This window comes from Labrys okinawensis, from assembly GCF_002982075.1.
GTDB lineage: Bacteria > Pseudomonadota > Alphaproteobacteria > Rhizobiales > Labraceae > Labrys > Labrys okinawensis_A.
In genome coordinates, this window is record NZ_PUEJ01000007.1 from 1 (window position 1) to 23,853 (window position 23,853).

The window sequence follows — 23,853 nt, forward strand, 5'->3', positions numbered from 1 at the left end:
CCGCCAATCGGCCGGTTAAGCCAGAGCTCCTTGTCCGTGAAGCGACACGTCAGCGCCGCCGCTCAATCCGCGGCAACGCCGTCCGTCGATGGCCGCTGTATAGAAGAGCCCAACCGCCGGTGTCAACAGCCAAAACATCACTTTTTTGCAGAACCGTCATGCAAGCTTTGCGGCCCCGTAAAGCTTGACTCGAATCGTGTTTCCAAGCTCGCGCGGGCACGGATATTCACGCCCGGAACGACCGCGCTTTGCCGATATCAGGTTCATCCAATTTCCAGGGCATCGCGGTGTTCGGCATAGGTCGCCAAGCCATTGGCCCCGGCGCCTCGGCATCGCATCGCCTTGATGCTGCGGATGCGGTTATCGGCCCATCCCATCCGCCTCCAGCCTTGTTCCGGAGCCGGCATCGATGCGGCCAGCGTCCGGTCGAGCACGATCACGACATTCGGCGTCTGAGGGAACCGGTGGTAGCGACAATCGCAAGCGCCCCACGCCGACGGGTCCGGCAGTTTGCTTCACGCGCGGCTCCGCGCGGTGGCCATGTGTTTTTCGCTGCAACGGATCAGCAGGGCTGGTGCAAGCCGGCGCGAGCCAAGAGGCCGCGTCCTAACGTTACCGTGCGCGCTGCTGAAGCGCCTGGCGCAGCATTACAGCGGCGGCCCCGAGCGTTTCTCCGGGGTGGGCCTTGCAATATTCGGTGATCCAGCGGCGAATCGAGGTGCCGTCCTCGTCGATCAGCCAGTCCTCCGCCCGCTCGGCCAGGTTCGCTCCGCTCAGGAAGCCGGCGACCCAGGCCGCATAGGCCGTGCCCTGAGTCGAATTGGCGCTCGCCGTCCACCTGTCGCAGGTCACGTCCATATAACCGACGGCCGAGCGCCTCACTTCCTGGGCCAGAGCCAGGCTGAAATGCGCGGTGCCGGCATGGACCGCGGCAGACAACAGGATCGCTCCGATGACACCCCGCATGCCGTCAGCCCGGGAGATTGGTGTTGGCGGACATGGTGCGATCCTTTTCCAGCCGGGCCTGGAGGAAGGCGGTCAAATGCTGGCGCCCGTCCGCCTGTCTTGCCACCGCGAACCGAGACTTTCGCAAAACGGCAAGTTTCATTCGCTGTTGTCGGCGAACAGCCCTCGCACTGTCAACCATCCGGAGCGGCCGCTCCCGTTCCTGATCTCGAGGGGGCTGGAAAGCACTCCCCTGCCGGCACATCCAACCGAAGGTCTGCCCGTCAAACCGAGACCGCACCTTGACGGACGGACTGTCCCCCTCCGCCGGGTTGCCATTCCCCTGCTCGCCTTGTGCACCGGGCGCCCATCCATCCTTCATCCACCACCTTACCCGCCCCACTTCACGAAGCGGCCCCTGTTCCTTCTGCAACGGATGCGTCGTCCCTCGGTCATGATCGGACCAACGCTTATCGACAATCGGATCTATGCGCTAAAGGGCCTTTTCGGCTTTCCGATGACCAAGCAAGTCTCGGCCCTGTACTGAGTTATGCTCTCGATCATCAGGAAATGCTCCGCAGGTTCCCGCCACGCTGCCGACCCATGATGTTAAGCCGGATTTAGGCAAAAACATGGGTTCGGCGGCCAGGCAGGCCGGGCAAGGCCGTCATCTTCGGTCTGTTCGGGGAGTGCCGAAGGCGCGAAATCGAACCGGGGGGACGTCGTTGGCACCGCCGAAATCCCTGCCCCGCGGCAGATCTCATCGCGTGAGCCGCACCGGGTGGCGAGCCGGCCATGAGGCCGGCCGCTGTTCTTCGGATGGGAATGTCTATCCCGCTCGCAAGCTTTCTCAGTAATAGGCCGTGCAGACCCGGTTACCGTAGGAATCGTAGCCGACCTGGGCACATTGGCGCGGACCGCCACCATAGCCATCATAACCCGGCTCGGGTTCGCGGCTCGGCGTGGTGGCCGCACCGACGGCGGCACCGCCGGCCGCACCGATGGCGCCACCGATGAGGGCACCGCGTCCCTTGTTCTTCGAGACACCGGCGCCAATGGCGGCGCCGGCCACGCCGCCGAGCACACCGCCACCGACCGCCCGGTCCCCGGGATTGTCCGACGCACACCCCGCTACCGACATAGCGACGGCGCCCGCTAAAACCGTGATCAGAATTTTTTTCATAGATCGGTCTCCGTTTGCCAGATTTACCGCTAAGTAATGATTCGGTCACAATCGTGGCGAACGTATTTCATCGGTCTATTTTAACCATGCTCGGCGATTGTCATCGACTTCTTTCAATCTGATTTGAGCCAATTCGGTTGAGACGAATTGGATGGACTATCCGATAACCCAGATCGACTTTTAAGGGCATCATCTATTTGATAGAAAGACATTATCCGAGCCGCTCCCCCATCTCGGGAAGGGCCAAGGTCGCCGCAAGATCGCGCGTGAATTGACGCGCCACTTCGGTCGGCTCGGGCTGCACGCGCAAGGCGATGTAAAATTGCGACCGCCACACCAGACCGGGTCCGTCAAGGGTACGCATCTCGCCCCGCTCGACCCATTTGCTCGCGAAATGAACGGGCAGGAAACCAAGGAAACAACCGCTGCGGATCAGCACCGCCTGCGCTTCCATGTTCGAGACCGAGGCCGTGATCAGGGGATCCTGCAATGCGGCGAGTTCGGCGCGATGCAGATAGGGACGAACGGTCATGGGGTGGCGGGCGATCAGCGCCGGCGTGATCAGCGCCGGGTCGGCGTCAAAGAGCGGATGACTCCGCCCGCAATAGAGAGCATGTTCCTCCACATAGACAGGCGCATAGTCGATATTGGCTTGCCGGTTCGGAAACGGACCGATGGCGACGTGGATGTCTCCATTCTGCAACCCCTTGCCCAGCGCCTCGGGCGTGCCGACTTCCAGGCTGAGGCGAACCTGCTGTTCGCGCGCAAAGAAGCGCCGCACCGCCCGATGCACCGGCAAATCGGGATTGTCGGCCTCGCTGTCGACGATGCCCACCCGCAGATGACCGGTTAGGATTTTGCGCAGGACGCCGAGATTGGCCTCGCAGGTCTCGAGCGAGCCCAGCATGCGCTTGGCTTCATGATAGACCGCCTCGCCCTTGGGCGTCAGCGAGAAGCCCCCGCGTCCGCGCTGGCAAAGCGTGAAACCGAGGGCGAGTTCGAGATCCTTGAGATGGGTCGAGATCACGGACTGGCCCGCGCCCAGAACGGCCTGGGCTCCGCCAAAGCCGCCATGCTCCACTACCGCGCAGAAGGTGCGCAGGTTCCGCACCATGTAGTCGCTGATCCGCATGACGGTCTCCGGGACATACAGGTTTCGACAGCTTCCCATTACATCAAAATTCCCGATGTAAGAATTGGAAAGTTCCGAATTATGAATGCATCCATTTGCGGCATCGTTCCCAGCCAATCGCCCGGCTGCCCTTTGCCCATAGAAGGCACCATCACCATCCCGGCCGGACGACGCCTTGATGATCGCGCTTCATCCAAGAGGGGACGTTTCCATGAGCCATCCACATCCTGCGACCACGCCATCCCAACTTCGAGCCGGTGGCGATGCCGCCGCCACGAGCCCCGTCCTGCGCCGGGCTGCCTTTGCGAGCTTCATCGGCACCTTCGTCGAATGGTTCGACTATGCCGTCTACGGCTTTCTGGCGACGGTGATCGCCGTGGTGTTCTTTCCGGCCACTGATACACGCAGCGCCCTGATGGCCACCTATGGCGTCTTCGCCCTGTCCTTCATCGTCCGCCCGATCGGCGGCGTGATCTGGGGCCATTTCGGTGACAGGTTCGGCCGCAAATCGACCCTGACGCTGTCGATCTTCATCATGTCGTCAGCCACCTTCGTCATCGCCTTCCTGCCGTCCTACCAGACGGCCGGGCTGGCCGCGCCGGTGCTGCTCCTGCTGACCCGCCTCGTGCAGGGCTTTGCCGCCTCGGGCGAATATGCCGGGGCCGCCTCCTTCCTGTCCGAGCACGCGCCCGACCGCAAGCGTGGCATCTATACCTGCCTGGTGCCGGCCGGCGAGGCCGCGGGCCTGCTGGCCGCCTCGCTGTTCGTGGCCCTGCTGCATGCGCTGCTCACCACCGAACAGCTGCAGGCATGGGGCTGGCGCCTGCCTTTCCTGTTCGCGCTGCCCTTTGGCTATGTCGGCGTCTTCATTCGCCGCCGGCTCGAGGAGACCCGCCACTTCAAGTCCCTGGAGGCAGCGCATCACGTGCCGCCCGCACCGGTGCTCGAACTTCTCGGCAAGCACCGCCGCCAGGTGCTGATCGCCTTCGGCGGCACGCTGCTCAACGCGGTCGGCTTCTATCTCGTGCTCAGCTACATGCCCACCTATCTTGCCACCGAGCTTGGCATCAGTGAAACCGCCGCCTTTCTCGGCTCGACCATCACGCTCATGGTCTATCTCGCTTCGATCTTCGTGATGGGGGCGCTGTCGGATCGGCTTGGCCGCAAGGCGGTGCTGATCGCCTGCTCGCTGCTGTTCGCGATCCTCACCGTTCCGCTGTTCATCATGCTTTCGTCCGTCAGTTTCACCGGCCTCGGTTCCGGCGGCTTCCTGGCGATCCTGGGGATCTGGGCCTTGTTCGGCGCCCTCCTCGCCATGAATGGCGGCACGCTGCCGACGCTGCTGTGCGAATTGTTTCCCACGCGCGTGCGCTATTCGGGCTTTGCCCTCAGCTTCAACGCTGCGAACGCCCTGTTCGGCGGCACCGCGCCGCTGATCGCCACCTGGCTGATCGGCGCGAGCGGCAGCAAGCTCGCCCCGGCCTGGTTCCTGGTCGCCGCCGCCTTGGTCACCCTCGCCGCCATCGCCATGACGACGGCCGGCCGGGCCGGCTCCGCCCTCGACGACGACTAGAGCAAAGTGCGTTCGAGTGTGAACGCCCATTTGCTCCAGCTCCTTGTTCCGACGCGTCTTTGCGATGCGAGGTGACCCCGTCAAATCGCAAAACGCCATAGGGGCAAGACGGGGCAGCCACCCCACTTCCTGAAACCGCAAGGACCTATCGATGAACGAACACTCCTATGAAGCCGGGCGGCTGAACCTGCCATTCGTCGGCATCTCCACCTTCGCAAAGCGTCCCTATGTCGCGGATTGGAAGCGCATCGATGCCGATGTCGCCATTCTCGGCGCCCCGTTCGATTTCGGTACCCAGTTCCGCGCCGGCGCGCGCTTCGGTCCCCGTGCGGTACGCGAGGCCTCCACCCTGTTCAGCTTTGGCCACGCCGGCGCCTATGACCATGAGGATGACCGTACCTATCTGCCGGCCTCGGTGAGGATGATCGACATCGGCGACGCCGACATCGTCCACACCGACACGCAAAAAAGCCACGCCAACATCAAGGCCGGCGTTTCAGCCATCCTCGACGCTGGCGCGCTGCCGGTGGTGATCGGCGGCGACCACTCCGTCAATATTCCCTGTATCGACGCCTTTGCGGGGCGAGGCGACATCCACATCCTCCAGATCGACGCCCATCTCGACTTCGTCGACGAGCGCCACGGCGTACGCTACGGCCATGGCAATCCGATGCGACGGGCCGCGGAGAAATCCTATGTCAGCGGTCTCACCCAGATCGGCATCCGCAACGTCTCCTCCACCGCCAAGGAGGGCTATGACGATGCCCGCCGGATGGGCTCGGACATCCTGTCAGTGCGGCAGATGCGTTCGCTCGGGGCCACGAACGTGATCGAACGGATCCCGGCCAGCGCCCGTGTCTATGTCACCCTCGACATCGACGGCTTCTGCCCCTCCATCGCCCCGGGAACCGGCACGCCCTCGCATGGCGGCTTCCTCTATTACGAGGTGCTGGAAATGCTGCAGGCGCTGGCGCGCCGCAACGAGGTGGTCGGTATGGACCTGGTCGAGGTGGCGCCCGATTACGACCAGACCGGAAGCACGGCGATCCTGGCGGCGCAGGTGCTGCTGAACTTCCTCGGTTTCGTGTTCGACGCCCGCTCGGCAAGGACAGCGGCCTGATCCGAAGGAATGGTCCCCAGCCGGTCCCGACGTAGAGCAGCTACAGCACGAAGCTCACCGGTCCCCCGCTCTGGGGATGGGGCATCACGCCCATCTCGATACCGTAGATCGATTTGAGGCAGGCGGGCGTCATGATCTCGGCGGGCGTGCCGCGGGCGATCAGGCGGCCGCCATGCAGGGCGACCAGTTCGTCGCAATAGCGGGCGGCCATGTTGACGTCGTGCAGCACCACGATGACGCCGATGCCGCGCTCGCGCGACAGGCGCTGGACCAGGGCCAGCACGTCGACCTGATGGGCGATGTCCAGCGCCGAGATCGGCTCGTCGAGCAGGAGGCAACGCGTATCCTGCGCCATCAGCATGGAGAGCCATACGCGCTGGCGTTCGCCTCCCGACAGCGTATCGACCAAACGGTCGGCGAAGGGGCCGACATCGGCCAACGCCATGGCCTCGGCAACCTTCTCGGAATCGGTCTTGCTGAACCGGCCGAACGGGCCGTGCCAGGGATAGCGCCCGAGGGCGACGAGCTCCTTGGAAAGCAGGCTGGTCGCTGGCGGGATATGCTGGGGCAGATAGGCGACCTGACGGGCAAAGGCCCGTTCGCCCCAGTCCGCGAGCAGGGTGCCGCCGAATCGCACGGAACCGGAGGTCGGCGCCTGCTGGCGCGCCAGGATCTTGACCAGAGTCGACTTGCCCGAGCCGTTATGGCCGACCAGCCCGATCACCCGCCCTGGCGCCAGCGACAACGTCAGGGGCTGCAGCAGCACGCGCCCGGGGATGGCAAAGCTGACATCTTCAAGTCCAAATAACGGCGTATCCGGCAGAACCGGTACCGGAATGGGTGTGTTCTCGTGCGAAGCGGTCATATGCATCGGCGTTATCACCTGAAGATGATGGGTATGGTCACAGTCGCGGCGCGCCCGCCGGGCGGGGGCGGGACGGAGCCAAGCCGACGAATGGTGTTGATGCCGCTGGTGTCCAGGCTCGGATTGCCACTCGAGCCGGCGAGACGGGGGGAAGAAACCTGCCCGCTGGCGCTAATGGAAAAGGTCACGCGGACCGTGCCCCTTCCGCTTGCCGATATCGAGTTGGCCACTCGGTTCACTCGCGCATTCACGGCGCGCTTCCAGGCGGCGAGCTCGTCGCCCGTTGCCGAACCCGGCTGGCGCGGCGCCGTAGCCTGGGCCGCCTGCTGGCGGGGCGCGACGATGGCTGGCTTGGGCTGCACGACCTGGCGCTGCCGCTCCGGTTGTTTGCGGGGCGCCGGCTTCTTCTCTTTCTTCGGCTTGAGCTGCGGCTTGGGCGCGGCCGGCAGGATCACCTCGGCCTTATCCTTCGTCGGCAAGTCGGGCACCACCTCCGGAGGAGGCTCCGGCGGCGTGTCGGGCTCCACCGTTTCCGGCGGCACCGGTTCAGGCGGCGTCTGCTCCGGTACCTGCTGAGACTCCACCGGCGTGGGCTCGACCTCCTGCGTCTGCGGCTGGACCGGCTCGGGTTCGACCGGCTGGACCGTATCGGTCGTGGTCTCCTGCGCCTGCTCGGGCTGGGCCTCGGCGACGGCCTCCTGGGGCGGGGCTTCAGGCAGGGTGGTGGGCGGGGCCAGATCGAACTCGATGGCCGGTTCGGGATTGCCGGCAGGCGGCGGGCCGATCGGGTGCCAGTCGCGGGCGGCCCAGATGCCGGCGCCATGCACGAGCAGCATCACGGCCGCCGCTGCGGTCCACAGGACGAGGTTGGGCAAGGTCGAGGACTTGCCGGCCAGCCTGGACAAAGGCACCTGCTCACTCATTGCTGCGGCGCGGCGCCCGTGCTGGAGGCCTGTCCGGTATCTTCCAGGCCGACCAGGGCGATCTTGAGATAGCCCGCATTGCGCAGGAGATTCATCACGCCCATGATGTCGCGATAGGCCACGCCCCCATCGGCGCGCAGGAAGACGCGCTGTTCGCGGTCCGAGCCCGTGAGCCTGTCGATGGCCGGCTGAAGCTGTTCGCGCGGGATGCCGTCGTCTCCGAGCGCCAGGGTCAGATCCTTCTTCACCGTCAGGAAGACCGGCTTGTCCGGGCGCGGCTGCACCTTGGCATTGGAGACGGGCAGGTCGACGGCGACGTCGACCGTGGAGAGCGGCGCCGCCACCATGAAGATGATCAGCAGCACCAGGATGACGTCGATGAACGGCGTGACATTGATGTCGGAGACTTCCGACAGGTCGCCGTCCTGCGGATCCTTGAGGGAAACGCCCATGCCGTCAGCCCGCCGTCTGCGTACGCGCCGGTGCCAGCGTGCGGACGGGGGCGGCATTGCCGTTCCGCTCCAGATCACCGCGTTCCTGGCGCTCGAGATCGCGCGAGACATGCTGCAGCACCTCGCCCGAAGCATCCGACAGGAGAGCCCGGTAGCCGGCAATGGCGCGGGCGAAGACGTTGTAGATGATCACGGCCGGAATGGCCGCGACGAGGCCGATCGCGGTGGCGAGCAGGGCCTCGGCGATGCCGGGGGCCACCACCGCCAGATTGGTGGTGCGCGATTGCGAGATGCCGATGAAGGAATTCATGATGCCCCAGACCGTGCCGAACAGGCCGACGAAGGGGGCGGTGGCGCCGATGGTGGCGAGCAGGCCGGTGCCGCGCGTCATGGAGCGGCCGGCACGCGCCTCGATACGCGCAAGCGCGATCGCCAGGCGCTCCTTGATGCCCTCGGCCGGCAGGTCGTCCGAACGCCGCAATTCGCGGTTGGCCGCCGTCACGAGATCGGCGACGGCCCCCTTGCCGGACAGGCGCGCCGTGATGGACCGGGACGCAGCCTCCAGGCTCTCGGCACCTTCGAGCAGGCGCGCGGCCGCCTGTGCCCGCCGCTTGGCCGCGAGCAGTTCGACACCCTTGGCCAGCCAGATCGTCCAGGTCACCAGCGAGGCGAAGGCGAGCCCGATCATCACGCCTTTCACCACGATATCGGCCTGCATGAACATGCCCCAGGGGGACAGGTCATGCGGCAGGATGCTGGCGGCGGTGGCGACTGGATCGCCGGCGGGCGGAGGAGCCGGCTGTGCATCCTGGGCGAAAGCCTGAATCGGCGCCATCAAGGCAAGCGAAATCACGGCCATCAATGGCCCGTTGCGGCGAAAATCTACCATGTGTAGCTGGCCTTCAGAGTTGCGACGCGGCCCGCGCCGTAGTTGCAGCCATAGATGCCTGAACAGCCCGCGACGTAACGCTTGTCGAAGACGTTGTTCACGTTCAGGGCAAGGTCCCATGCCTTGTATTTGTAGTGCATGCCGAGATCGACGAGGGTGACGGCCGGAACCTTGTAGAGGTTCTGGTTGTCGGCATAGGACGAGCCGATATAGCGAATGCCACCCTGCAGGCCGAGATTCTGCAGTATCCCCTCCTGGAAGGTATAGTCGGCCCACAGCGAGGCGGTGGTTTCCGGCACCACGTTCGGCCGCTTCCCGACCACGGTGGGATCGGTGTCCTTCTCGATGCGAATCTGCGAGGCGGTGAAGGCAGCCGTCATCTTGAGGGCGTCGGTGACGTTGGCCTGCACTTCGAATTCGAACCCGCGCGAGCGCACCTCGCCAAGCTGGTTGCTGAAGAAGGGGTGCGCAGTATCCGGCGTCACCACATTCTGCTTGGTGAGGTCGTAATAGGCGGCGGTGATCAGGCCGTCGAAGAAGGTCGGGCGATATTTCACGCCGGCTTCGTACTGCACGCCGGTCTCCGCCTTGAAGGGCTGGCCGGCAAAATTCGATCCGATCACCGGGTTGAAGCCGCGGGAAATCGAGACATAGGGCGTGATGCCGTTGGCGAAGGCGTAGGACAGGCCGGCACGGCCGCTGAAGGCGCCTTCGACGCCGTTGAAATTGGCATTGCCGACCGAGGCGGTGCTATCCGTCCAGACCCGGTCATAGCGCCCATTCAGGGTCAGCAGCCAATTATCGGCGAAGCTGATCTGGTCCTGCAGATAGGCGCCGAGCTGGTGCATGGTGTATTTCTGGCGCAGATAGGGCGTGACCACCCCGCCCTGCGGAGCGCCATAGACCGGATCGGTGGGGCTGATGGGCGTGGCGTTGAACAACCCCTGCATCTGGTTGATGGCATAATATTTGTAGTCGAGGCCGAACAGCAGGTCATGCGCCAGCGGCCCGGTGTCGAACCGGCCTTCGAGCTGGTTGTCGGCCGAGAAGGTGTTGGCGGTGGTGTGGTGGGCAAAGCCAGTTCGGTAAAGCTCGTTGCCGGGGGTCAGCGGAAGCGGGTTTCCCCCACCATAGGCGGCATCCGGGTTGTAATAGCCGTAAGGGTAGGCGTAGCGCTCGCGCGTATCGAGATAGGCGTAGCGCACGTTCTGGCGGAAGGTCCAGGCATCGTTGAAATCGTGCTTGAACTGGTAGCCGATCATCGCCTGTGAGCGGCGATACATGTCGTCGGACGGCTCGGCGGAGTAGAAATCACGAGGGATGCGGCCGAACCGCGTCGGCTTCACCGTGCCGTAATAGGGCAGGAAGCCGCCGGTATGGTCGAGATCCATATTGGTGTAGTTGGCCAGCAGCGTCAGGCTGGTGGCATCATTGGGCTTGTAGGTCAGGGCTGGCGCGATGAAGCCCTGGAAGCCTCTGGCCTTGTCGGTTTCATATCCCCCGCCCGCGATCCGCCCGGTCAGGCGATAGGTCCACACACCGGCTTCGTCGATTCTGCCGCCGAGGTCGAACCCCGTGCTGGCCTGGCCCCAGCTGTTGACGCCCGCCTCGATCCGGCGCAGCGGCTCGTCGCTCGGCCGCTTGGAGACGAGGTTGAGGATGCCGCCGAGATTGCCGCCGCCATAGAGCACCGAGGAAGGCCCGCGCAGCACCTCCACGCGCTCGAGGGCGTAGGGATCGACATAAAAGCTGCCAAAGGCATATTGGTAGAGCGGCAGGCCATCGAGGAAGATGCCGGTCTGGCTGGCGTCGAAGCCGCGGATGAACACCCAGTTGGTGCGAGGGTCGTAACCATAGGGCGCACCGGTCACGCCGGGGGTGTAGTAGAAGACCTCGTCGAGCTTCTGGGGCTGGCGCGCCTCCAGCTGGTCGCGGCCGATCACGGTCACCGATTGCGGAACCTTCTCGATCGGCGTGTCGGTCTTGGAGCCCGCCGTGGTCTTCTTGGCGACGTAGCCCGTCACCGGGCTCGTGCCGGTCCCGCCGCTGACGACAACCGGGTCAAGCGCAATCGTTCCGCCATTGCCACCCTCCTGTGCCGCCGCGGCCGTCGCCGCAGCCAGCATCAACAGGCCCGATGCCGTTCCCGTGCACAGCTTGACGCAAACTCCAACCCGCCGGTCCATTACCTCTGCCATCCCAATGAGAGAAACAATATCGCGCAGCGTCACGAGCCTGCAGCGTCATTTGGCAGACGTTTAGACCAACAAGCTTTGCCATGTAAACAAACTTATAATAGAATTACTCGCAAACAAATACGATTATACTTGTTTTGGTTTGCACAATTTATAGGAATTCAAAACTGCACAAGAGCTGGAATATTCTCTGTTGCACATTGTATATTTCAAGTGTCATAAGCCGACGCTCGGCTCTCCTGGCAGCGCAGCCAAGGATGCCTGCAATCCCAGCAAGACAAGCCCTCGATGGGTCGGTGACTTTGAGGCTCGGTATGAGATCTTTTCGGTGAAATGGCCCGCCCTGTGCCATGGGGTCATCGTCGTCGCCTGCCTGGCACTCGTCCCGGGCGCCGCACATGCCCAAGCGGCGACCGTGCCTGAGCGCATCGTCGTGCTCGACTGGACGGCGACGGCCATGGTGAGGTCGCTTGGTATCGATCCCGTCGGTGTTGGCGATGCCGATCTCTATCGCATCTGGGTGGGCGAGCCGCCCCTGTCGCAGGGTACGCCGGATGTCGGCCTCCGCGACACGCCGAGCCTGGAGGCCATAGCCCCGCTCAAACCGGACCTCATCATCGTCAGCCCGCTCGGTGCCGCGGCGCGCCCCGCGCTGCAGCGCATCGCGCCCACCCGGGAGGTGGCGGTCTATTCCGGCGCGGGCGATCCCCTGCGCCATGCCGAAACCGAGCTCCAGGCGCTGGCCAAGGCCACGGGACGCGAGGCGCGGGCGCAGGCCGTCGTGACACGGGCCGATGCCGAGTTTGCGAACTTGCGCCGGCACCTCGCAGGCACGGCCATGCCCCGCCTGCTGGTCATCCAGTTTCTCGACAAGCGCTTCGTGCGGGTCTACGGCCCTTCCAGCCTGTTCGGCGGTGCCCTGCAGCGGCTCGGCCTCGCCAATGCCTGGAACGCGCCGACTAATGGCTGGGGCTTTGCCCTGGTGGGCGTGGAGAAGCTTGCCCCCTTTGCCGACGCCGAGATCGTGGTGGTCGATCCGCTGCCCTCCAAGGTGACGCTTGCACCCGATACGAACAGCCTGTGGGGCAATCTGCCGGCGGTGAGGCAGGGCCGCGTGAAGCGGCTTGCCGCAACCTGGCCCTTCGGCGACCTCACGGCCGCCCAGCGCTTCGCCCGTCTCCTGGTCGAGGCCTTCAGTGGGACCCGCGCGGCGGATGGCGGCAATGCCCGGCTCTGACACATACCGCCCCCTGCTTGCCTATGCGGTCCTCGGCCTGCTGGCCCTTATACTGACCGGCTGGTGCTGGACGACGCAATTGCCGGCCCCGCAATGGTGGGGCGCCCTGCTCCATCCCCGGCTCGATGACCCGCAGCAGCTCGTCTTCCACTTCGCGGCCCTGCCCCGCGCGCTCACCGCGCTTCTGGCCGGCGCGGGGCTCGGCCTGGCCGGCCTCCTGCTGCAGCAGACCCTGCGCAATCCGCTGGCTTCGCCCACCACGCTCGGCCTGGAGGCGGGCTCCCAGCTCGCCTTGACCGTGGTGCTCGTCGCAGCACCCGGCCTGCTCATGCTCGGACGTCCCGTAATCGCTCTGGCCGGCACGCTGCTGGCGCTGGGCTTCGTGATGGCCTGCGCGGCACGCAATCGCTTCTCATCCGTCGCCCTGGTGCTGGCCGGCCTGGTGGCGGGATTGTTCTGCGGCGCCCTCACCATCGCGCTACGCCTTCTCAATCAGGAATTCGTCGCCATCCTTTTCCTGTGGGGCGGCGGCTCGCTGGCGCAGCAGGACTGGTCGGCCCCGGCGGCGCTGGCGCCGTCCATCGGCGCGCTCTACCTCCTTGCCGCCCTGTTGGCCCGCCCCTTTGAGTTGCTCGCCCTGGATGAGGAAAATGCCCGCGCTTTGGGGGTGCCGCTCGGCCTGGTGCGCAGCGCCGGCCTCCTCCTTGCCGCCTTGCTCACGGCGGTGGTCACGGCCCATGTCGGGGTGATCGGCTTCGTCGGATTGGCTGCACCGCAAATCGCCCGCCTGGCGGGAGCCCGCCGTTTTGCTGCCCGGCTGCTGCTGGCGCCCCTGACCGGCGCCCTGCTGGTGCTGGCGGTCGATGCCATCGTCGGGCTGCTGGAAGCCGCCGGTATCATCGACCTGCCCACGGGCGCGGCCACGGCCCTGCTGGGCGCCCCGCTCCTGCTCTGGCTTCTGCCGCGCTTGCGCCGCAGCGAGCCCCCCTCCACGCAGCGCTCCCTGGCCACCGGTGCTCGTGACCGGACCCGGCTCCTGCCTGTACTCGCGGCGCTACTCGTCCTGGCTGTGGCCGGCGCCCTGCTGATCGGCCATGGCAGTTTGGGCTGGCGGCTGATCGCGCCGGCAGACTTCGCCCTGGTCGAACCCTGGCGAGCCCCGCGGGCTGCGATCGCCGCGCTGGCCGGCGCCATGCTCGCCACGGCAGGCCTGCTGCTGCAGCGGGTATCGGGCAATCCGCTGGCCGCGCCCGAGGTTCTCGGCATCGGCACCGGCGTTGCCTTCGGCATGGCCCTGGCGATGATCCTGGGCCAGACGACCGGCCTGGCTGCTCATACGGCTGCCGGTGCGTCCGGCGGCTTCCTCGCACTTTTCCTGGTGCTCATGGTCGGCCGGCGCAGCGGCTTTGCCCCCGACCAGGTCCTGCTCACCGGCCTCGCCCTCTCGGCGCTGCTCGACGTCGTCATCGTCGCCTTCCTCGCGCTAGGCGATCCGCGCGCGCCGCAGGTGCTCGCCTGGATGGCGGGATCGACCTATTACGCCGACTGGTCGAAGGTCGTGACGACGGCAGCGTTTGCGGCCCTGCTGCTGCCGGCCGCCCTTGCGCTGAGGCGATGGCTCGATATCGTGCCGATGGGTCCGGTCACGGCCAGGGCCCTCGGACTGCCGGTCCAGACCAGCCGGCTGGCGATCCTTGCCATGGCCTCGCTGCTGACGTCGGTCGCTGTGATGGCCACCGGTCCGCTCACCTTCGTCGGCCTTGCCGGCCCGCACATGGCGCGCCTCATCGGCTTGCGCCGGGCGTGGTCGCAGATCCTCGGCTCGGTCCTGATCGGCGCGCTGGTCATGGTTGTCGCCGATGTCCTGGCGCGTACGCTGATTGCCCCCCGCGAACTGCCGACCGGTATCGTGGCAGCCCTGATCGGATTGCCCTATCTGATCTGGCAGGTCGGGCGCAGGCCGCAGTGAGGGGGATGAAGACGATGAGGCCCCGAAGGGAGGCAATGGCCCCGCTCCGGCGCGCCGTGTATAGCTTGCGCCCGATACGTCCTACATTCCTGATTGCTCGACCACCATGGCCTTACTGAAACGCTTCGCCGCCTATTACCTGCCCCATCGCGGCCTGTTCCTGCTGGATTTTTCCTGCGCGATCGCCTCCGGCCTGCTCGAGCTCGGCTTTCCGGTCGCGATCAAGATCTTCATCGATACGCTGCTGCCGTCAGGCCAGTGGCATCTGATCACCCTGGCCTGTGTCGGCCTTCTCGCCGTCTACGTCATCAACACGGGATTGATGGCGATCGTGACCTATTGGGGCCACATGCTCGGCATCAACATCGAGACCGAGCTGCGGCGCAAGGCGTTCGACCATCTGCAGAAACTGTCCTTCGGCTTCTTCGACAACAACAAGACCGGGCATCTCGTCGCCCGGCTCACCAAGGACCTGGAGGAGATCGGCGAGATCGCCCATCACGGGCCCGAGGACCTGTTCATCGCGGTGATGACGCTGGCCGGCGCCTTCCTCCTGATGTTCTCGCTGCATGTCGAGCTCACCCTCATCACGGCCATTGTCGTGCCTGTGACGGCCTGGGTGACCCTGCGCTATGGCGGCCGCATGACCAAGAACTGGGGTGCGCTCTATGACAGCGTCGGCAGCTTCAACACCCGCATCGAAGAAAATGTCGGCGGCATCCGCGTGGTGCAGGCCTTCGCCAACGAGGACCATGAGCGGGCCCTGTTCTCGCGCGACAATTCCAATTATCGCCGCACCAAGCTGCAGGCCTACTGGCTGATGGCCGCCTCCAACTCGCTGAGCTATCTGAGCATGCGGCTCACCCAGCTCGCCGTCATGGTCGCCGGCAGCTATTTCGTCCTCACGGGCCAGCTCAGCCATGGCGGCTTCGTCGGTTTCCTGCTGATGATCGGGGTGTTCTTCCGTCCCATCGAGAAGATCAACGCCGTGATCGAGACCTATCCCAAGGGCATTGCCGGCTTCCGCCGCTATCTCGACTTTCTCGACACCCGGCCCGACATCACCGACCGCCCCGATGCCCGGCCTGCTCCGCCGCTCACCGGCGCCATCCGTTACGAGAAGGTCGGCTTCGGCTATACGCCCGACCGGCAGATCCTGGCCCATCTCGATCTGTCGATCGCGGCCGGCGAGACGGTGGCCTTTGTCGGCCCGTCGGGCGCCGGCAAGACCACGATCTGCTCGCTCCTTCCCCGCTTCTATGACGTCACCGAGGGTGCCATCACCATCGACGGCATCGACATCCGCGACCTGACGTTGCGCTCCCTGCGCAGCCAGATCGGCATCGTGCAGCAGGACGTCTTCCTGTTCGGCGGCACCATCCGCGAGAACATCGCCTATGGCCGCCTCGAAGCGAGCGAAGGCGAGATCCTCGAGGCGGCCCGCCGCGCCCGGCTCGATGGCGTGATCGCCTCGCTGCCCAACGGCCTCGACACCCTCATCGGCGAACGCGGCGTCAAATTGTCCGGCGGCCAGAAGCAGCGCCTGGCCATTGCCCGCATGTTCCTGAAGAACCCGCCGATCCTGATCCTCGACGAGGCGACCTCGGCGCTCGACACCGAAACCGAGCTCGCGATCCAGCAGGCCCTTGCCGAACTGTCCAAGGGGCGCACCACCCTGGTGATCGCGCATCGCCTGGCAACGATCAAGAATGCCGATCGCATTCTCGTCGTCGACGGCGGCGGCATCGTCGAACAGGGTCGCCACAGCGATCTCCTCGACAAGTCCGGAATCTATGGCCGGCTGCACCGGGCGCAGTTTGCCTGAGAACAGCCAGGGCGTCTTTGCCCTGTCCCCGACAAGGGTGGAATGACAGGGACGCGCCAGACAAGGGCGCTCGACAAATGAGTATTTCCGGCTGAATGGGTTTGCCGGCAGAACGGCGTGGCTGCACCATCCTTTAATGTAGAATTGCAGCGTAGATTAATTTTTTCTTGATTAATACTAGAGATTGTCGCAATAATATGCTAATAATCTGCACAATTTAGAATAAATATAAATCATTTTCGTTGAGCGGTGCTGCTTTTCTGGATAATGCTTGGTCACCTGCCCAGCATCGCCGCCCCGCTCACAGATTTCGCTCCATGAACAGCCGCAGCCACGACATCGAAACTCTCTATGCCGCGGAGCGGCCTCGCCTGGAGCGGACGCTGCGGCGCAAAGTCAGGAGTCGGGATGCAGCGCTCGACCTCATCCAGGACATGTTCCTGCGGATCTGGGAGCGCACCAGCGACACCACCGGCAACGCATCTGCGTTCCTGACCCGTTGCGCACGCAATGCCGCGATCGATCACCTGAGGTCGGAGGCGAGGCGCGAGCGCCTGCAGGAGGATACGCTGCCGAGCCAATATGCGGCCTCCCCGGCGACGCCGTTCGAAATCCTCTCGGCCCGCCAGAACCTGCAATTCCTCCAGGACACGATCGCGGCGCTGCCGCGGCAGACGCGGCATATCTTCCTGCTAAACCGCATTCACGGGCATAGTTTCATCGAGATCGCCGCGACGCTGGGCATATCGGAGCGCGCGGTGGCTAAGCACATGGCGCGGGCGCTGGCTGCCTGCACCGCAACCGATGGTGCATCCGCGGACGGGGCCTGAAGCCGCCGGCCGCCATCCTCCACGGACGCTCGTCCCTGACGATCGCGTCGGCAGGCATCACGCGGCGGGCAAGCCAGGCGCAGTCGGGCTATAGTGCCGCAATTCTCTGGAGCAAAGCGTTTGGACGGAAACGCCGTTTTGCTCTAACTCTTTGGTTCAGCGCGTCTTTGCGATTCGAGATGATTCCGTCTAATCGCAAAACGCTCTATCGCCCGGCGCCATAGACGAAAAAGCGGTTTCGAGGCCACAGATCATGGCATCCCCCCAATCCTCCAGAGCGGATGTCGAACAGGAGGCCAGAGACTGGTTCGTTCGCCGCCTCGGCGGGTTGTCGCGGGCCGAGCAGGCCGCGTTCGAGCACTGGCTCGGATCCGATCCCGCCCATGCCGACGCCCTTCGCAGGACGGAGGAGGTCTGGAACGCTGCCGAGCAGCCTGCCCGCCGCCTTGCCACCCGTGAAAATGAAGCGCTCGCACCCTATCTCTATGCTGTCGACAGGGGCCGGCGCCAGCATCGCACCTTCCGGCGGCTGTCGACCGCCGCACTGGCGCTGACCATTGGCCTCGGCGGTGTGCTCTGGCTGCAGAATCCCCATTTGCTGCAGAAATTGATGGCCGATCACAGCACCGGCCGCGGCGAACGGCGCACCGTTACGCTGTCCGATGGGTCCAAGGTGCTTCTCGATGCCGACAGCGCCTTCGACGAGACCTTCGACAAGAACGAAAGGCAGGTGAAGCTCCTGCGCGGCACCGCCTCCTTCGACGTCGCACCCGGCAAGGCTCCCTTCGTCGTGCGGGTGCCTGATGGCGCCATCAGGGACATCGGCACCCAGTTCGACGTCAATCTCGGCGAGGACGGCACTGTCGTCACGCTGGAGAGCGGCAAGGTCGCCGTCAAGGCCGAGCATATCGGCGAAGCGCTGCTGGACGAGCCGGGCCAGCGCCTTCGTTTCGACAGGCAGGGCCTCGGCGAGATCGAACAGGTCGATCTCAAGGATGCCCTGGCCTGGCGCCAGGGTCGCTATGTCTTCTACCGGGCCAGGCTCTCCGACGTCATCGAGGAGATCGCTCGCTATCGCCGGGGCAGGATCATCGTCACCGATGCGGGTCTGGGCGACCAGCTCGTCACCGGGAGCTTCAGCCTGGCCGATACGGATGCGGCATTGCAGTCCCTGCAGGCCAGCGTCGGCTTCCGCATGACCGCTTTGCCCGGCGGCCTCGTCGTGTTCATCCGGCCGTAAGGTGTCCGATTCCGCGATACGAAGAAAAATCTTCGCCAAGGGGTTCAGTGAAACGCCCCCTCGAACGTGAAGAGCATGGAGGCCGGTAACCACGGGTACCAAGACCGCGGTTTTGCCGGCGATCGATGATCGAGGGGATGGGTTCGATGAGTAGGCATGGCGTGAGGCGTGTGGCCGGCAGGATGGCGGCCGCCATGCTGATGGCTGGCACGACGGCAGGCGTGGGTGTATCGGCGGCCCGGGCCGAGCAGCCGGCGGAACAGCGTTTCGCCTTCAACATTCCGGCAAGGCCGATCCCCCAGGCGCTGAACGAGATCGGACGCGTCGCCGGTCTTTCCGTGGTTTTCCGCGAGAACAGCCCCATCAAGACGCTCGGCCGCCCGGTCCGCGGTTCGCTGACGGTGCAGCAGGCGCTTGCCAGGCTGCTGGCGGGCTCCGGCCTGAACTATCGCTTCAGCAATGCCACCACCGTCACGGTGCTTTCGTCCGACATCACCGCCAGCATTGGCGGCACCGGCAATCCGCAGGCCATCGAACTTGATCCCGTGACGGTCTACGGCCAATCGGCATGGGGACCTGTGCAGGGCTATGTCGCCCGCCAGAGCGCCTCTGGCACCAAGACCGATACGCCGATCATCGAGACCCCCCAGTCCATCACCGTTGTCACGAAGGACCAGATGGTGGACCAGAAGGTCGCCTCCCTGGCCGACGTCCTCACCTACACGCCAGGGGTCGGCATGCAGTCGCAGGGCTTCAGCCGCATGACCGACGACGTCATGCTGCGCGGCTTCGACGTCGCCACCGGCAATGGCGGCATGCTGCGCGACGGCATGAAGCTGCAATCCAACGTCTATGACAGCACCCAGGAGCCCTATGGGCTGGAGCGCGTCGAGGTGCTGCGCGGGGCTTCCTCCGTGCTCTACGGCCAGCTGGCGCCGGGGGGCGTGATCAACGCCATCTCCAAGCGTCCGACGCCGACGCCCCTGCACGAGATCAATCTCGAATATGGCAGCTATGACCGCAAGCAGGCCTCCTTCGACCTCTCCGATGCGCTGACGGCCGACGGCACCCTGCGCTACCGCCTGACCGGCCTGGTGCGGGACGCCGACAACTGGGTCAGGCACGTACCGGACGACAAGGTCTATATCGCGCCCGCCATCACCTGGCAGCCGAACGAGGCGACGTCGCTGACGCTCCTGGCGAGCTACCAGCACGTCAACACGCGCTTCATCACACCGCTCTACTGGAACGATGTCGCGACCGGCCGCATTCCCCGCAAGCTGTTCCTGGGCGAGGAATCCTTCGATCGCTTCGTGGGCGACGCCTACACGATCGGCTATGCCTTCGAGCATCGGTTCGACGAGACGCTGAAGCTGCGCCAGAACGCCCGCTATTATTACTCCGACGTGAGCTGGGACTACATGCAGGCGGGCCTGCTGCCCGTCACCAACGGCCAGCTCGCGCGGCGGCCCAGCGTCCGCACCGAGCGCTCCTACGGCATCACCGCCGACACCTCGATCGAGAAGACCTTCGAAACCGGGCCGCTCAGCCACACGCTCCTGGCCGGCTTCGACTATTACCGCCGCAGCTACGACTCGCACCGCTATCGCGGCAACATCGTCCCGCTCGACATCGACAACCCGGTCTATTCCGGCTACCCCGTCATCAACTACGCCGTCGACCGCGGCAGCGACAATCTCAGCGACCAGTTCGGCATCTATCTCCAGGACCAGATTCGCCTGGGCAACCTGACCGTGCTGCTGGGCGGGCGCCATGACTGGAGCCGCGCAACGACCGTGAACTACCTGACCGGCGCCAGGTCGCGCCAGAACGACAGCGCCTTCACCGGCCGCGCCGGACTGGTATACCGCTTCGAAAACGGCATCGCCCCCTATGTCAGCGTCAGCCAGTCCTTCGCGCCGCAGCTCGGCCTGGACTCGGTCTCCGGCACAGCGCTCAAGCCCAATAAGGGCCTGCAATACGAAGCGGGCGTGCGCTACCAGCCCGAGGACACCAACCTGCTGCTCAGCGCCGCCGTCTACGAGCTCACCCAGCAGAATGTCAGCAGCATCGACGCTCTCGGCGATATCTATCAGATCGGCAAGGTTCGCTCGCGCGGCGTCGAGCTGGAGGCCCACTCCTCCTTCGGCAATCTCGACCTCGTCGCCAGCTACGCCTTCACCGACAGCAAGACCCTGCAGAGCGCCGTGGCTTCCACCATCGGCCGGCCGGTGGATCTGGTGCCCCGGCATTCCGCCGCGCTGTGGGCAAGCTACAAGTTCGACGATCTCGGCGTGCGGGGGCTGAAGATCGGCGGCGGGCTGCGCTATGTCGGGGAAACCTATATCGCCGACAGCATCGAAATACTGGGCAAGCCGACCCATGTGCCGGACTATCTGCTGGTCGATGCCATGGCGAGCTACGACCTCGGCGTGATCGACAAGAAGCTCGACGGCGCCAGCCTCACGGTCAATGCGCGCAATCTGCTCAACAAGAAATTCTACACTTGCGCCGGCTCGACGGGGTGCCGCTATGGCGAGCCGCTGACGGCAACAGCGACGCTGTCCTATAAATGGTAGCGCCGATTCCGGCTCCGGGGGCGACGCGGCGGGACTTGCTCCGCCTCATGCTCGCGGCTCCCCTGCTTGCCGGCATGAGTATCGAGGCCTGCGCGGCGACCCCGCTGCGCCTGGTCGCATTGGACCTGCTGGCGACAGAACTCCTCGTCTCGCTCGGCGTCAGCCCCGTCGCCGTGGCCAATGTCGCGCTCTATCGCAGGCTCGTCGCGCAGCCGGCGCTTGCCGATGACGTGATGGATCTCGGGCCGCTGCTGGAGCCCAATGCCGAGCTCCTGCAGGCAATCCGGCCCGACGCCATCGTCATGGCGGCCTGGCAGGCCGGCCCCCTGCGCCGCCTGCGCGAGATCGCGCCGCTGGTTCCCCTCGATGCGGCCTCGGCCGGCAAGTCCGGCGTCGCCCAGGCGACCGGGCTGCTCGTCCAGCTCGCGGAGCTGACCGGCAGGAAGGAGGCGGCGCAGGTCCTGGCTTCGCAGCTGGAGGCGACCTTCGCCGAGGCGCGCACCGCCCTCGCAGGGCGTACCCGCCGATCCCTCTATGTCGGCCGCTTCGCCCAGGATGGTCGCACCGTTGCCCTGTTTGGCGGAACGGGATTGATCGGCGACAGCCTGTCCCGGCTCGGCCTCGTCAATGCCTGGCGCGGGCGGGTGAACGGGTCGGGCGTGATCTCGGTCGGCATCGACCAGCTCGCCGGCGATCCCGAGGCCAGGATCGTGCATTTCGACCGGGGCGTGGAGACCCGCAATGCCCTGGCCCGGCTCGCCGACAATCCGCTCTGGCGGGCCCTTCCCGCCGTCAAGGCCGCCAGGCTGACGATGATGCCGGTGATCTACCCCAATGGCGGCGTCGCCTCGGCGTTGCGCTTTGTCCGCCAGCTCGTTGAAAGCCTGCCGCACGATGCCTGAAGCCCGACTTGCAGCCAGCGGCAGTGTCCGGATCATCGGCAGGATGTCCGGCTGGATCATCGTCAGCGCCGTTCTCGTCGGCCTGGCCGCGGCCCTGTTCCTGCTCAACCTTTCCCGCCAGGTCCCGCCTGCCGGCTGGCCGGTCCTGCTGGCCGGTGCTGGCGACCTGCGCGCCATCATGGCCCGGGACGGACTGGCACCCCGCTTCTGCGCCGGCCTCCTCGGCGGCGGCGCGCTGGGACTGGCCAGCGTGGTCCTGCAGCAGGTGCTGCGAAACCCGCTCGCCGAGCCGGGAACGCTGGGCATCTTCGCCGGCGCGAAATGCGCCATCGCCGCCTCGATCATCTGGGCTCCCGGCCTGCTGGCGTTGGGCTGGGATCTGCCGGCGCTCGCCGGCGGCATCGGCGTGGCCGCCATCGTCCTCCTGCTTTCGGCCCGGTCCGATTTTGCGCCAACCACCGTCACCCTGATTGGGCTGATCGCTTCGCTCGCCTTCGGCGCGTTGGGCACCATGCTGGTGCTCACCCATTTCGACGCCCTCAGCGATCTCTACATCTGGGAGGCCGGTTCCCTCATCCAGAACGGATGGGGCACCGTGCTGGCCCTGGCGCTGAAGCTCGGACTGGTGTCGCTCGCGATCCTCCTTCTCATGCGTCCGCTCTCGGCCATGCAGATCGAAGGCGCCGAGCAATTGGGCGTGCGGACGTCGCTGGTCAGGGGCGCGACCATCCTGGCCGCCGTCGGGCTGAGCGCCCTGGTCGCGAGCACCGTCGGCTTGATCAGCTTTCTCGGCCTAGCCAGCGCGGCCATCGCTCGCGGCGCGGGCGCGAGGCGGCTGCCGGCGCGCCTCGTCGCGGCCCCCCTGATCGCCGCCGGCCTGCTGGCGCTGACCGACCAGGCCCTGCTGGCACTGGCCGGCGGCATCGAGATTCCCGCCGGCATCACCGTGATGCTCCTCAGCGTTCCCCTACTGCTCTGGATGCTCCAACGCGCCCCCGCCGGAACGAGTGCTCTCGCCATGGCGGCCGAGCCGATGCGATTGCAGCTCGGCACAGCCTCGGCCTTTATCGGCCTTGGTGCGGCCCTCGTCGTGAGTTTCGCCCTCGCCGCCACATTTGGCCCCGGACCCGATGGCTGGCAATTCGCCCAAGGCGTGTTGTTTGCCGAATTGTCGATCTGGCGACTGCCCCGCATCACGGCCGCCTGCTGCGCCGGCGCCATGCTCGCCATGGCGGGATCGCTGCTGCAGCGCCTGACCCGCAACGAGATGGCCAGCCCCGAGCTTCTCGGCATATCGTCGGGAACCGCCCTGATGCTGCTGGTGGCGACCCTGTTCCTGCCGGGCCTCGACCGCTATGGCACGGCGGCGCTGTCCTGCCTGGCCTGCCTCGCCATCCTGGCCTGTGTGCTCTGGCTCGGCCGGCGCTCGGCCTTTGCGCCCGACCACCTCCTGCTGATCGGGGCAGGCCTCGGCGCGCTGCTGGCCTCGCTGCTGTCGATCCTGCTCGTCATCGGCGATCCCAGGATCCTGCGGGTGATCGGCTGGCTGTCGGGTTCGACCTATTCGGTCGATGCCGCCGAGGCACGCGCCATCGCCCTGGCGACGGCGTCAGCCTTGCTGCTGCCTTTGCCCCTGCTGCGCTGGATCGGGCTGATGCAGCTTGGCGAACCGGTCGGCCGTTCGCTGGGCGTGCCGATTGCCGGTGCGCGCCTCGCCGTCGTGCTGGTCGTCGCCGTGCTGACCGGCGTTGCAACCCTCTTCGTGGGGCCGTTGAGCTTTGTCGGCCTGATGGCGCCGCATCTGGCGCGGCTCCTCGGTATAAGGACGGCGCTGGCCGAGATCTATGGCTCGGCCCTGGTCGGCGCCGTGCTGATGATCCTGGCCGACTGGGCCGGCCGGACCATCGCCTTTCCCTGGCAGATCCCGGCCGGGCTGATCGCCACGGGCCTGGGCGGCGCCTATTTCATCGTGGCATCCTGGAAGCGATGACGGC

Annotated in this window: 19 protein-coding genes; 10 read left to right on the forward strand and 9 right to left on the reverse strand. The window is 65.7% G+C overall.

What is annotated here, in order from left to right:
* Positions 1-263: 263 nt before the first annotated feature.
* The 4 genes from C5L14_RS30405 to C5L14_RS19145 form a co-directional block, all read right to left on the reverse strand.
* On the reverse strand, positions 264-440 hold the full coding sequence (locus C5L14_RS30405; protein ID WP_181161245.1) for a hypothetical protein: 177 nt from the start codon (positions 438-440) through the stop codon (positions 264-266).
* 172 nt (positions 441-612) lie between these two features.
* Positions 613-966 (reverse strand): hypothetical protein, encoded by a 354-nt coding sequence (locus C5L14_RS19130; protein WP_105863677.1) that lies wholly within the window; start codon positions 964-966, stop codon positions 613-615.
* An 829-nt stretch (positions 967-1,795) separates the two neighbouring features.
* Positions 1,796-2,128 carry a YMGG-like glycine zipper-containing protein gene (locus C5L14_RS19140; protein ID WP_068294316.1) on the reverse strand — a complete coding sequence of 111 codons (333 nt, stop codon included), beginning with the start codon at positions 2,126-2,128 and terminating at the stop codon, positions 1,796-1,798.
* 211 nt (positions 2,129-2,339) lie between these two features.
* Entirely contained in the window at positions 2,340-3,260 is a 921-nt protein-coding gene (locus C5L14_RS19145; RefSeq protein ID WP_181161246.1) for a LysR family transcriptional regulator, read from the reverse strand.
* Between the two features lie 211 nt (positions 3,261-3,471).
* Between C5L14_RS19145 and C5L14_RS19150 the strand changes: the two genes are divergently transcribed.
* Together C5L14_RS19150 and speB are read left to right on the forward strand one after the other, a co-directional pair.
* The gene (locus C5L14_RS19150) at positions 3,472-4,833 is read left to right on the forward strand and encodes an MFS transporter (protein ID WP_105863680.1); all 1,362 of its coding nucleotides are present in this window, start codon (positions 3,472-3,474) and stop codon (positions 4,831-4,833) included.
* Positions 4,834-4,984: 151 nt separating this feature from the next.
* Positions 4,985-5,953, forward strand: coding sequence for an agmatinase (speB, locus tag C5L14_RS19155; protein ID WP_105863681.1), 969 nt, complete (start codon positions 4,985-4,987; stop codon positions 5,951-5,953).
* 40 nt (positions 5,954-5,993) lie between these two features.
* Here the strand turns inward: speB and C5L14_RS19160 are convergent, their stop codons facing one another.
* From C5L14_RS19160 to C5L14_RS19180, 5 genes are read right to left on the reverse strand one after another with little or no spacing between them, the layout of a single operon-like run.
* Positions 5,994-6,818 (reverse strand): ATP-binding cassette domain-containing protein, encoded by an 825-nt coding sequence (locus C5L14_RS19160; protein WP_105863931.1) that lies wholly within the window; start codon positions 6,816-6,818, stop codon positions 5,994-5,996.
* Positions 6,819-6,832: 14 nt separating this feature from the next.
* On the reverse strand, positions 6,833-7,729 hold the full coding sequence (locus tag C5L14_RS19165; protein ID WP_146126962.1) for an energy transducer TonB family protein: 897 nt from the start codon (positions 7,727-7,729) through the stop codon (positions 6,833-6,835).
* 8 nt (positions 7,730-7,737) lie between these two features.
* Positions 7,738-8,193 (reverse strand): TonB system transport protein ExbD, encoded by a 456-nt coding sequence (gene exbD, locus C5L14_RS19170; RefSeq protein WP_105863683.1) that lies wholly within the window; start codon positions 8,191-8,193, stop codon positions 7,738-7,740.
* A 4-nt stretch (positions 8,194-8,197) separates the two neighbouring features.
* Complete coding sequence (gene exbB, locus C5L14_RS19175) at positions 8,198-9,082, reverse strand: tonB-system energizer ExbB (RefSeq protein ID WP_105863684.1); 885 nt, start codon at positions 9,080-9,082, stop codon at positions 8,198-8,200.
* A complete protein-coding gene (locus C5L14_RS19180; RefSeq protein ID WP_428832640.1) occupies positions 9,076-11,280 on the reverse strand; it encodes a TonB-dependent siderophore receptor in 2,205 nt (734 codons plus the stop codon). The genes exbB and C5L14_RS19180 overlap by 7 nt, the downstream gene beginning before the upstream one ends.
* Positions 11,281-11,605: 325 nt before the next feature.
* Here C5L14_RS19180 and C5L14_RS19185 point away from each other — a divergent pair, with 325 nt between their 5' ends.
* From C5L14_RS19185 to fhuB (C5L14_RS19220), 8 genes are all read left to right on the forward strand, one after another.
* The gene (locus tag C5L14_RS19185; protein WP_105863686.1) at positions 11,606-12,514 is read left to right on the forward strand and encodes an ABC transporter substrate-binding protein; all 909 of its coding nucleotides are present in this window, start codon (positions 11,606-11,608) and stop codon (positions 12,512-12,514) included.
* Entirely contained in the window at positions 12,501-14,483 is a 1,983-nt protein-coding gene (fhuB, locus tag C5L14_RS19190) for a Fe(3+)-hydroxamate ABC transporter permease FhuB (protein ID WP_181161247.1), read from the forward strand. Before C5L14_RS19185 ends, fhuB (C5L14_RS19190) begins: the two co-directional genes overlap by 14 nt.
* A gap of 106 nt (positions 14,484-14,589) precedes the next feature.
* On the forward strand, positions 14,590-16,308 hold the full coding sequence (locus C5L14_RS19195; RefSeq protein ID WP_105863688.1) for an ABC transporter ATP-binding protein: 1,719 nt from the start codon (positions 14,590-14,592) through the stop codon (positions 16,306-16,308).
* Between the two features lie 317 nt (positions 16,309-16,625).
* A complete protein-coding gene (locus C5L14_RS19200; protein WP_105863689.1) occupies positions 16,626-17,138 on the forward strand; it encodes an RNA polymerase sigma factor in 513 nt (170 codons plus the stop codon).
* A 253-nt stretch (positions 17,139-17,391) separates the two neighbouring features.
* The gene (locus C5L14_RS19205) at positions 17,392-18,378 is read left to right on the forward strand and encodes a FecR family protein (RefSeq protein ID WP_105863690.1); all 987 of its coding nucleotides are present in this window, start codon (positions 17,392-17,394) and stop codon (positions 18,376-18,378) included.
* 146 nt (positions 18,379-18,524) lie between these two features.
* On the forward strand, positions 18,525-20,957 hold the full coding sequence (locus C5L14_RS19210) for a TonB-dependent siderophore receptor (protein WP_181161248.1): 2,433 nt from the start codon (positions 18,525-18,527) through the stop codon (positions 20,955-20,957).
* A 47-nt stretch (positions 20,958-21,004) separates the two neighbouring features.
* Entirely contained in the window at positions 21,005-21,859 is an 855-nt protein-coding gene (locus C5L14_RS19215; RefSeq protein ID WP_181161249.1) for an ABC transporter substrate-binding protein, read from the forward strand.
* Complete coding sequence (gene fhuB / locus C5L14_RS19220; protein WP_181161250.1) at positions 21,852-23,849, forward strand: Fe(3+)-hydroxamate ABC transporter permease FhuB; 1,998 nt, start codon at positions 21,852-21,854, stop codon at positions 23,847-23,849. The genes C5L14_RS19215 and fhuB (C5L14_RS19220) overlap by 8 nt, the downstream gene beginning before the upstream one ends.
* Positions 23,850-23,853: the final 4 nt, after the last annotated feature.